General features: G+C 60.8%; 8 protein-coding genes. All 8 read right to left on the reverse strand.

Annotated elements, in window-relative coordinates; genetic code table 11:
- Nucleotides 1-85: 85 nt before the first annotated feature.
- Nucleotides 86-865, reverse strand: coding sequence for a MetQ/NlpA family ABC transporter substrate-binding protein (locus RS75_RS14810; protein ID WP_045021709.1), 780 nt, complete (start codon nucleotides 863-865; stop codon nucleotides 86-88).
- A gap of 48 nt (nucleotides 866-913) precedes the next feature.
- The gene (locus tag RS75_RS14815; protein WP_045021712.1) at nucleotides 914-1,582 is read right to left on the reverse strand and encodes a methionine ABC transporter permease; all 669 of its coding nucleotides are present in this window, start codon (nucleotides 1,580-1,582) and stop codon (nucleotides 914-916) included.
- Nucleotides 1,572-2,657, reverse strand: coding sequence for a methionine ABC transporter ATP-binding protein (locus tag RS75_RS14820; RefSeq protein WP_200893642.1), 1,086 nt, complete (start codon nucleotides 2,655-2,657; stop codon nucleotides 1,572-1,574). Before RS75_RS14820 ends, RS75_RS14815 begins: the two co-directional genes overlap by 11 nt.
- 338 nt (nucleotides 2,658-2,995) lie before the next feature.
- On the reverse strand, nucleotides 2,996-3,625 hold the full coding sequence (locus RS75_RS14825) for an NAD(P)H-dependent oxidoreductase (RefSeq protein ID WP_045021717.1): 630 nt from the start codon (nucleotides 3,623-3,625) through the stop codon (nucleotides 2,996-2,998).
- Between the two features lie 304 nt (nucleotides 3,626-3,929).
- Complete coding sequence (locus RS75_RS14830) at nucleotides 3,930-5,309, reverse strand: GH1 family beta-glucosidase (RefSeq protein WP_045021720.1); 1,380 nt, start codon at nucleotides 5,307-5,309, stop codon at nucleotides 3,930-3,932.
- A gap of 758 nt (nucleotides 5,310-6,067) precedes the next feature.
- Nucleotides 6,068-7,378 carry a xylose isomerase gene (xylA, locus tag RS75_RS14835; RefSeq protein WP_045021722.1) on the reverse strand — a complete coding sequence of 437 codons (1,311 nt, stop codon included), beginning with the start codon at nucleotides 7,376-7,378 and terminating at the stop codon, nucleotides 6,068-6,070.
- 234 nt (nucleotides 7,379-7,612) lie between these two features.
- A complete protein-coding gene (gene xylB / locus RS75_RS14840) occupies nucleotides 7,613-9,067 on the reverse strand; it encodes a xylulokinase (RefSeq protein WP_045021724.1) in 1,455 nt (484 codons plus the stop codon).
- 48 nt (nucleotides 9,068-9,115) lie between these two features.
- On the reverse strand, nucleotides 9,116-10,061 hold a 946-nt coding region (locus RS75_RS14845; protein WP_045021805.1), incomplete at its 5' end, for a LacI family DNA-binding transcriptional regulator.

Below are 10,061 nucleotides of genomic sequence, written 5' to 3' on the forward strand. Positions count from 1 at the left end.
AACCTCCCCCGCGAACGGGAGAGGCTGCAATTTTTGTCGTGACTGGCTGGATTACCGGGACGGCCAGATTGTTAGGACGGCCGGATTACCAGGACGGAATGACCGTGCCGTTGAACTTCTCCAGAATGAAGGCCTTCACTTCCGGGCTCTGGTAGGATTCAACCAGCGTCTTTACCCAGGGCTTGTCCTTGTCCTGCGCACGAACAGCGATGACGTTCGCATAAGGAGACTTTTCGCTTTCGATGGCGATGGAGTCCTTCTTGGGGTTCAGGCCTGCTGCCGTGGCGTAGTTGGTGTTGATGACCGAAGCGTCGGTGTCATCCAGCGAGCGCGGCAGCTGGGCAGCGTCAAGCTCGACGATCTGGATGTTCTTCGGGTTTTCGGTGATATCGGCAGGCGTTACCTTCAGACCGGCTTCTTCCTTGACCTTGAGCACACCCTTGGAAGCGAGAACGAGAAGCGCACGGCCGCCATTGGTCGGGTCGTTCGGAATGCCGACCGTCGCGCCGTCCTTCAGCTCGTCGAGGCTCTTCACCTTCTTCGAATAAACGCCCATCGGCGTGGTGATGGTGGTGCCGACGCTGACGAGATCGAACTTGCGGTCGGTGATCTGGTTGTCGAGATAAGGCTGGTGCTGGAACGAGTTGGCCTGAAGTTCACCGTCTGCCAGCGCCTGGTTCGGCACGACGTAATCGGAGAATTCGATGATATCGATGTCCAGACCCTTGGTGGCCGCGATCTTCTTGACCTGTTCCATGATCTGCGCGTGCTCAGCGGGCGTTACGCCGACCTTGATGGTTTCGGCAAGCGCCTGACCTGCGGTCAAGAGAGCGGCGAGCGATGCCGCGAGGATGATTTTTTTCATGGGTCTCTCCTTGGGTTGTATGTTTTTTTATTGCGTAGAATGCGAATGTCAGTTCTTGCGGGTCCGCTTGTCGAAGCTGCGGGCCAGTCTGTCGCCGGCGCTCTGCACCAATTGTACCAGCACGATCAGCACCAGAACCACGACCAGCATCACGTCAGGCATGAAGCGCTGGTAACCGTAGCGGATGCCGAGATCGCCCAGCCCGCCGCCGCCGACAGCGCCGACCATGGCCGAATAACCGATGAGGCTGACAAGCGTCAGGGTCAGCGCAAGCGTGATGCCGGGCTTCGCCTCCGCCAGCAGGACCTTGGTGACGATCTGCATCGGCGTCGCGCCCATGGCGCGGGCGGCTTCGATCAAGCCCTTGTCGACCTCGCGGACCGCCGCTTCCACCAGCCGAGCGATGAAAGGCACGGTGGCAACCGTCAGCGGCACGATGGCCGCGCTGGTGCCGATCGAGGTGCCGGCCACCAGCCGCGTGAAGGGAATGATCGCCACCACCAGAATGATGAAGGGTGTGGAGCGCGCCGCATTGACGACGAGGCCGAGGATGCGGTTCGTCATCGGCGCGGGAAACAGTTCGCCCTTGCCGCTGGTGGCGAGGAAAACGCCCATCGGCACACCGATGATCGAGCCGACGATGCCGGCGACCGCGACCATGTGCAGCGTTTGCAGAAGGCCCTTCGACAGAAGGTTGAAAAGCATATCAGGCGACATAACCGAGCACCTCCGTGTGAAGACCGGTTTCGGTATAAAAGCGGCCGGCGCGCGCGGTTATCTCCGGCGAGGCCGGATAGGAGACCACGAGCGAGCCGAAGGGTTCGCCGGAGATTTCCTCGATGGTGCCAGCAAGGATGTTCACATCAGGTCCGATTTCGGCGACGAGCCGGGCGGTCAGCGGCTGGAAGGCCGTCTCGCCGAAAAACACCAGCCGCACGAGAACGCGGTCACCGTCCACAGCTTCAGGCTTCAGGCCTGATGTAACCCAGTGCGGCAGTTTCACGCCGACCGAGGATGACAGCAGGCTGCGGGTCGTCTCGTGTTTCGGCGAGGTGAAAATATCGAAGGTGCGACCCTCCTCGACGATCAGGCCCCTGTCGATGACGGCGACCTGGGAGGCAATGGTCTTCACCACCTCCATCTCGTGGGTGATGAGCAGCACGGTCAGCCCAAGTTCGGCGTTGATGCGCTTCAAAAGCTCGAGGATGGACTGGGTCGTCTCCGGATCGAGTGCTGAGGTCGCCTCGTCGGACAGGAGCAGCTTGGGTTGCGTGGCAAGTGCGCGGGCAATGCCGACACGCTGCTTCTGCCCACCCGACAGTTCCGCCGGATAACGCTTCGTCTTGTCGGAAAGGCCGACCAGTTCGAGCAGCGGCGTTACCCTCGCCTCGATCTCTTTTTTACCGAGACCGGCGATTTCAAGCGGCAACGCCACATTGTCGAAAGCGGTGCGCGACGACAGGAGATTGAAATGCTGGAAGATCATGCCGATGGAACGGCGAAGGGTCCTGAGGCTTTTCTCATCAAGGGCCGCGACATCGACGCCATCGACGACCACACGGCCGGAAGAGGGTTTTTCAAGGCCGTTGGCGAGGCGGATAAGCGTGGATTTGCCCGCACCTGAGCGGCCGATGATGCCGGTGATGGAGCCCTTCGGCACGACATAATCGATGCCGGCAAGGGCTGCGAAACCCGGCTTGCCATCAGCGCCGCCAAAGGTCTTGGTCACGCCTTCAAACGTGACCATCGGATCATTGGCCGACCGCTCGGGGGGCGTCCGTTCTGGGGCCATCTGTGGCCGGGTCGCGGGCGATGCCGCGTTGGATTGAAAACTCATTGAAAACTCTGGGAAAACGTGACGGATCGGGTCTCAAAAAATCCTGTTGCGGTGCTGAACCGCTCTCTTCATGCAGCCGCTTGGCACATTCGATGACAGCTGATTTTCCGGGTCATTTCGTCAGGCTTTCACTCAGAAATGCCGGGGATCGGCAATTCGATGGCGCATACTTGCCCGCAGGCGCCATCTTTTAACAGGGATGATTTTTCAATTATATGAAATCAGAGAAAAAATCTACCGCAAAGCCGTCGGGGCGGCCCTGCGGCAGTCAAGTTTTCGCAACCGTGTGAAAATCAGACGCGGCTGACGAATTCTTCAAGCGGGCGGCGGACCTTCTTCAGGTTCACCAGCCAGTCGCCTTCCGGCTCGCGGTATCCGAGCGGCAGGAGGGTGACAGAACGCAGGCCCTTTTCGCGAAGACCAAGGATTTCATCCAGCTTTGCCGGATCGAAACCTTCCATCGGGGTGGAATCCACACCTTCGAAGGCGGCCTGCGCCACCGCCATGCCGAAGCCGATATAGGCCTGACGGGCGGCGTGTTCGAAATTCACTTCCGCATCACGCTGCGGATAGGAGGAGAGAAGCTTCTGACGATAGGCTTCCCAGCCCTCGTTCGAGGAACCGCGCTCTTCATTGACCAGATCGAACATATGGTTGATCCGCTCTTCCGTGTAATTATCCCACGCCGCAAACACCAGAAGATGCGAAGCTTCGGTGACCTGCGCCTGGTTCCACGCGATCTCGCGGATTTTCGCCCGCACTTCCGGATCGGTAACCACGATCACCTCGAAAGGCTGCAACCCGCTGGAGGTGGGCGCAAGTCGCGCTGCCTCAACGATGCGCTCGACCTTGTCTTCCGACACCGACTTCGACGGATCCATTTTCTTGGTGGCGTAACGCCAGTTGAGTTTTTCGATAAGCATGTTCGTTTTCCCTGGGAGGACCAGCCCGCGCCGCCGGATGAGGCGGCAGCAGGCGCTACGCCTTCGTAGCCTGTCTGACATAGGAGACGGGATGGCGGGCGCAAGCAGGCACCGCAGGGTAACTGGCAAAAAAGTCAGGAAAACTGATAATAATGCGGCAGAATTTTTGTCACACCCGGTGTCATCCTCGGGCTTGACCCGAGGATCCATAATTTCAACGCTTATGGATCCTCGCCTCAAGGGCGAGGATGACGGAGGAGAGGTTGAATGCTTTTACAGCGATCTCACCGCCGATTTCGCTCGTTTACGGTTTTGGGGACCCATGATTGTCCTTGGGAAAGCCCGACGCCAGCGCGCTGTACCATTTGCCGCTGTTCTTCAACGTACGAACCTGCGTTTCGTAGTCCACATGTACGAGGCCGAAGCGCATTCGATAACCTTCGGCCCACTCGAAATTATCCATCAGGCTCCAGGCGAAATAACCGCGCATCGGGTATCCGTCCTTCACAAGATCGGCGACGATGCCGAGATGTTCGGCGTAATAGTCGAGACGCGGCTGGTCATCCACCACGCCGTTCTCGACGCCCATATTGTAGCAGGCGCCGTTTTCGGTGATGTAGCAATCCGGCAGTTCATAGCGCTTGTAGAGGTCCTCCACCAGCGAGTGCAGCGCCGGGGCATAAACTTCCCAGCCGATATCCGTCTTCACATCGCTGACGGCCGGAGCCGCTACGGTCGCCGGGAATTCCGCGCCCGGCGTCGGATCGTCTGCCACACGCATCGGCGTGTAATAATTCAGACCCCACCAGTCGAGCTTCTGGCTGATGATGGAAAGGTCTTCCGCCTCGACGAACGGCATGCGTGAACCCAGCGCTTCCATCATTTCGGCCGGATATTCGCCCTTGAAGACCGGATCGAAAAACGCGCCGTTGTGGAACTGAAACGCCCGTTCGGTGGCTTTCAGATCGGCCTCGCTGTCCGAGGCCGGGATGACGGAATGGGCGTTCAGCACCAACCCGACCGGCACTTTCGGCGCAACATGGCGGGACGCCTCGACACCGAAACCATGGGCGAGATTGATGTGGTGCATGGCCGCAAGGGCTGCTTCCATGTTGCGTTCGCCCGGCGCGTGAATACCGTAGAGATGGCTGAGCCAGACCGCGCACCAGGGCTCGTTGAAGGTCGCCACCGCGTCCAGCCGGTCGCCCAACCGCGCCATGACGGTCTTGGCGTAACGCTGGAAGGCATGCGCGGTGGAGCGCGAGGCCCAGCCGCCGTCACCCATCAGCGTCAGCGGCAAGTCCCAATGGTAAAGCGTCGCATAGGTCTTGATGCCGCGCGCCTTGCAGCCGTCGACGAGGCGATCGTAAAAATCCAGCCCCTTTTCGTTGATCGGCCCGAAGCCATCGGGAATGATGCGTGGCCAGGCGATGGAGAACCGATAAGCCTCGACACCCATCTCCTTGATGAGATCGAGATCATCCTCCCAGCGATTATAGTGGTCGCAGGCAACGTCGCCATTGTGGCGCCCGAAGACATGGCCGGGCATGTTGCAGAAGGCATCCCAGATGGACGGCTTGCGGCCATCCACCTTGGTGGCACCCTCGATCTGAAAGGAGGCGGTCGCGACGCCGAACAGGAAATCGCCGGGGAACCGGGCTGCAAGCGCTTTGTGATCGGTCATCGGATGGGCCCTTTCGTCATCTATCGAACGTCAGAAGATGCACAGCGGTTTAGACCAAGTCGGCAATCAGGTACAGCTGCGGCGTGCAAAATCTGCAACGTTTCAGCAACGCGGTTAAGATATCCAAAGCGCTTTAGGCACGCAAAAGTCGCCGCAGCGGTTTCGCGGCGGCGGGTGAAACGACGGCCCGGCAGATGCGGATGGGAGTGGAGTGTGGTGGAAAGTTCTGCATTTGCCGGGCTGCATTTTTCAGACCGGAATGCCGGTCCATCGGTGACAGCCTTTTCACGGTACCTATCGGATCGGTCCTTCCCGCTGCTGGCATTGCGGGACGCCTTTCCGAAACATGATCTGCCAGAACCATGCTTGTCGATGCCGGCAACCGGTCCGCGAAAAGCGCCGCGCGTATCGCCCTTCCGTTCCGGTTGCAGGACAGATGATGCAGCGGAATGGGTAGGCGGGGATATGCGGGCAGATGTTTCCGGGTAAGTGACTGGAAAGGAAGGAGGGGCGACGCGGAATTGTCCTCGCCTTTGGGAGCAGATGGAGAGCAGGCTCCCTCATCGGCCCTGCGGGCCACCTTCTCCCCGAGACGGGGAGAAGAAATATGCCGTGCCCGCAGCATCCTTATCCGAGATATCTCTTTGGGCGAAGAACTCCCCGCTTGTTCTTTTCCCCGCCGGGGAGAAGTGCCGGAGCGGAGCGAGGCGATGAGGGGGCGAGGGCGCCGTTAAAACGCCCCGCCCCCCGCGATCACGTCAAACGTAACGATTGACCACGTTTTCGAGATATTCCTGACGGCCGGACTTCGGCTCCGGATTGATATCTTCGCGCTCGACCAGTGCTGTGATTTCGTCGAGCTTCAGCTCGCCACGCAGCATCTTCTGGGCCTCGGGGGAATCCCACTTGGCGTAGCGCTCCTTGAGCGGCTTCGACAGCGCGCCGTCGTCGATCATCTTCGCCGCCGCCTTCAGGCCACGGGCGCAGCAATCCATGCCGCCGATATGACCGATCAGCAGATCCTGCGGATCGAGCGACTGGCGACGCAGCTTGGAGTCGAAGTTGGTGCCGCCATTGGTGAAGCCGCCACCGGCCAGAACGTGGTAATAGGCAAGCGCCATTTCCGGCACGTTGTTGGGGAACTGGTCGGTATCCCAACCGGACTGGTAATCGTTGCGGTTCATGTCGATGGAGCCGAAAATGCCGAAGGCATTGGCCATGGCCAGCTCATGCTCGAAGGAGTGGCCGGCGAGAATGGCGTGGCCCTGTTCGATATTGACCTTCACTTCCTTTTCCAGGCCGTTCTTCTGCAGGAAGGCGTAAACGGTCGCGACATCGTAATCGTACTGGTGCTTGGTCGGCTCCTGCGGCTTCGGCTCGATCAGGATCGTGCCTTCGAAACCGATCTTGTATTTGTATTCCACCACCAGGTTGAGGAAGCGGCCAAGCTGGTCCAGCTCGCGCGAAAGATCGGTGTTGAGCAGCGTTTCGTAGCCTTCACGACCACCCCACAGAACATAGTTGGCGCCGCCCAGCTTCTTGGTGGCGTCCATGCAGGTTTTGACCGTGGCGGCGGAGAACGCGAAGACATCCGGGTCCGGGTTGGTCGCAGCACCCGACATGAAGCGGCGGTTGGAGAACAGGTTTGCCGTTCCCCACAGAAGCTTCACGCCGGTCTCATCCTGCTTCTGCGCAAAATAATCGACGATCTCGTTGAGGTTCTTCGTATTTTCGGCGAAATTCCGGCCTTCCGGGCGCACATCCGCGTCATGGAAGCAATAGAACGGCGAACCGAGCAGCGAGAAGAATTCGAAAGCCACATCAGCCTTCAGCTTGGCGGCCTGCATGCTGTCTTCAAACCACGGACGCTGGAAGGTCTGCCCGCCGAAGGGATCGCCGCCCGGCCAGGTGAAGGTATGCCAATAAGCCACGGCAAAACGGAGGTGTTCCTCCATGCGCTTTCCGGCAACGATCTCGTCGGGGTTATAATGGCGGAAGGCGAGCGGGTTGGTGCTATCAGGGCCTTCATATTTGATTTTGGCGATATCGCCGAAAAAACCTGTACTCATGGGTGGTCCTCCTTGGTGGGTTGGATTGTGTTCAAGATTTTCAAGGTCGCGCACGCCGCTTACCCCCCTCTGTCCTGCCGGACATCTCCCCCACAAGGGGGGAGATCAGCAAGATGCGCCCATCGCTTCATTCGCAGCCTTAAATGAGGGTGCGACGCCGCCACGAGTCGATCTCCCCCCTTGAGGGGGAGATGCCCGGCAGGGCAGAGGGGGGTAAGTGGCGAACGCAAATTCTCAATGCGAAAGCCCCCTGATCGCCGGATACAGCGCGTGGTAACGCCGATAAGCCTCCTCATAGACACCCGCCAGCGCTGCCTCCGGCTCGATGGTGCGCGCCGTCTCCGGCTGCGTGCAGACCGAGATCGGATCCGCACCTGTTGCAGCGATGAGGCCGAGGCGGGCGGCGCCGAAAGCCGCGCCGAAATCGCCCTCTGCCGGAATATCCACCGGCACGCCGAGTGAGGTCGCAATCGAGGCCAGCCAATAGACCGAGCGCGAGCCGCCGCCAATGGCGGTGACGCGGGAAATGGCGGTACCGGCCGATTTCAGCGCTTCGAGATTGTCACGAATGGCGAAAGTCACGCCTTCCAGCACGGCCTGCGTCAGCGCCTTGCGGTCGCTTTCATGCGAAAGGCCGATGAAGGAGCCACGAATGGCAGCATCATTATGCGGGGTGCGCTCGCCCGAAAGATAGGGTGCGAAAGTCACGCCGCTCGGCGCCAGCAGTTCGTCGCCCAGTTCGCCCGTCAGTTCGGCGGCGGACTTGCCGGTCAGGCGGGAATACCAGTTGAGCGCATCGGTGGCGGAGAGGATCACGCCCATCTGGTGCCATGTGTTGGGAAGCGCGTGGCAGAAGGCGTGCACGGCGCTTTCCGGCTTCGGCAGATAGGAGGCGTTGGCGGCAAACAGCACGCCTGACGTGCCAAGCGACACGAAGGCGTGGCCTTCCTTCACCGTGCCCATGCCGCAGGCGGAAGCGGCATTGTCGCCTGCGCCGCCGGCCACCACCGCCCTGCCCGCAATGCCCCATTCGGAGGCGAGTTCGGAACGCAGCACACCCGCCTCGTCGGTACCTTCCACCAGCGACGGCATGTGTTTTTCATCAAGCCCTGTCGCGGCCAGAAGCTCGGCCGACCATTTGCGCGCACCGGTATCGAGCCAGGAGGTGCCGGCGGAATCCGACATTTCAGAGATATATTCGCCGGTCAGCCACAGCCGCAGATAATCCTTCGGCAGCAGCACCTTGGCAACCTTGGCGAATATATCAGGTTCGTTCTTGGCCACCCAGGCGAGTTTCGGCGCGGTGAAGCCGGGGAACACGATGTTGCCGGTAAGCTTGCGGAAACGGGGATCGGCATCCAGCGCCGCAGCTTCCGCATAAGAGCGCGTATCGTTCCACAGAATGCATGGGCGCAACACCTTGCCGGAGGCGTCGATCAGCGTCGCGCCATGCATCTGACCGGAAAGGCCGATGCCCCTCACAGCGGCCAATTCCTTGGGAAACTTCTGCCTGAGCCCGGCGATCGCGGTTTGCGTGGCGGCAATCCAGTCGGCCGGGTCCTGCTCCGACCAGCCGTGATGCGGGCGCGAGACGTCCAGCGAGCCGTTGGCCGAGCCGACGATCTTCTGGTCGCCGTCCATCAGCAGGGCTTTGACGCCGGATGTTCCAAGATCGAGACCGAGATACATGTAATTCTCCATTCCGGCGCTCCATGCGCCACTTTCAGCAGGCTTGCCTCAGGGCAGATTGTCCCTGAGGAATATGTCGATACGGATACGCTCCTGCGCGGCGATGACGGCGAGACCATCGGCCCGCGCTTTCAGCACGCGGATGGCGCTGCGCACCTCGTGGCCTGCATCCTGATTGAGCACGGCATCGAGCACGCCTTCCCGCAGCGCATTGGCGGTGTTTTCGGTCAGTTCATGGGCGATGACGGAAATCGGCCTTTCGGCGGATGAGGCTCGGAGCGCCCTTATGAGGCCGCGATTGCCGGCACCGAGACTGTAGATGCCGGAAAGCGCGCGGTTGCCCAGCGCCTTGGCGACCAGCGCCTCGACGGTGACGGGATCGTCCCTGCCCTCGAGGACCGGCAACAGCTGCAAATCCGGAAACTCGCTTTCGATGACGGTACGGAAGCCGTCGAGGCGTTCGCGGTGGTCGCGCACCAGCATCGAGCCCGCGACGACGGCGATATCACCGCCGCGCGCCGTCAGGAAGCGGCCCATGAGGCTTGCCGCCGTGCGTCCGGCCGCAACATTGTCGACACCGGCATAATGATCGCGCCGCGAACCGGAGAGATCGGAAACCAGCGTGACGGTGGCAGTGCCGTCTTCCGCCAGCCGGTCGGCGGCTTCAGCCACATCCTGCGAATCGATGGCGACGAAAGCGACGCCGGACGGCCTTTCCCGCCGCGCGACTTCCAGCGCCTCCGTCAGCGCTGCGGCATTGAAGGGCGGCACCTCGATGATGCGGATCGCCGTGCGCTCCAGATGGGCGCGGGCGGCGGCGGCCCTCACCTCGGCCCTGAGCGTTGCCATGAAGGAATTGTCGTTGCCGGGAAGGATGAAGACCAGCGAATAATTGCGACCCTTGGCAAGATTGGCGGCCGCGATATCGCGCACATAACCAAGCTCCGCGATCGCCGCCTCCACCCGTGCACGGGTGGCCGCATGAACGCCGGGA

This window comes from Rhizobium nepotum 39/7 (assembly GCF_000949865.1).
In the GTDB taxonomy this organism is placed as follows: domain Bacteria; phylum Pseudomonadota; class Alphaproteobacteria; order Rhizobiales; family Rhizobiaceae; genus Agrobacterium; species Agrobacterium nepotum.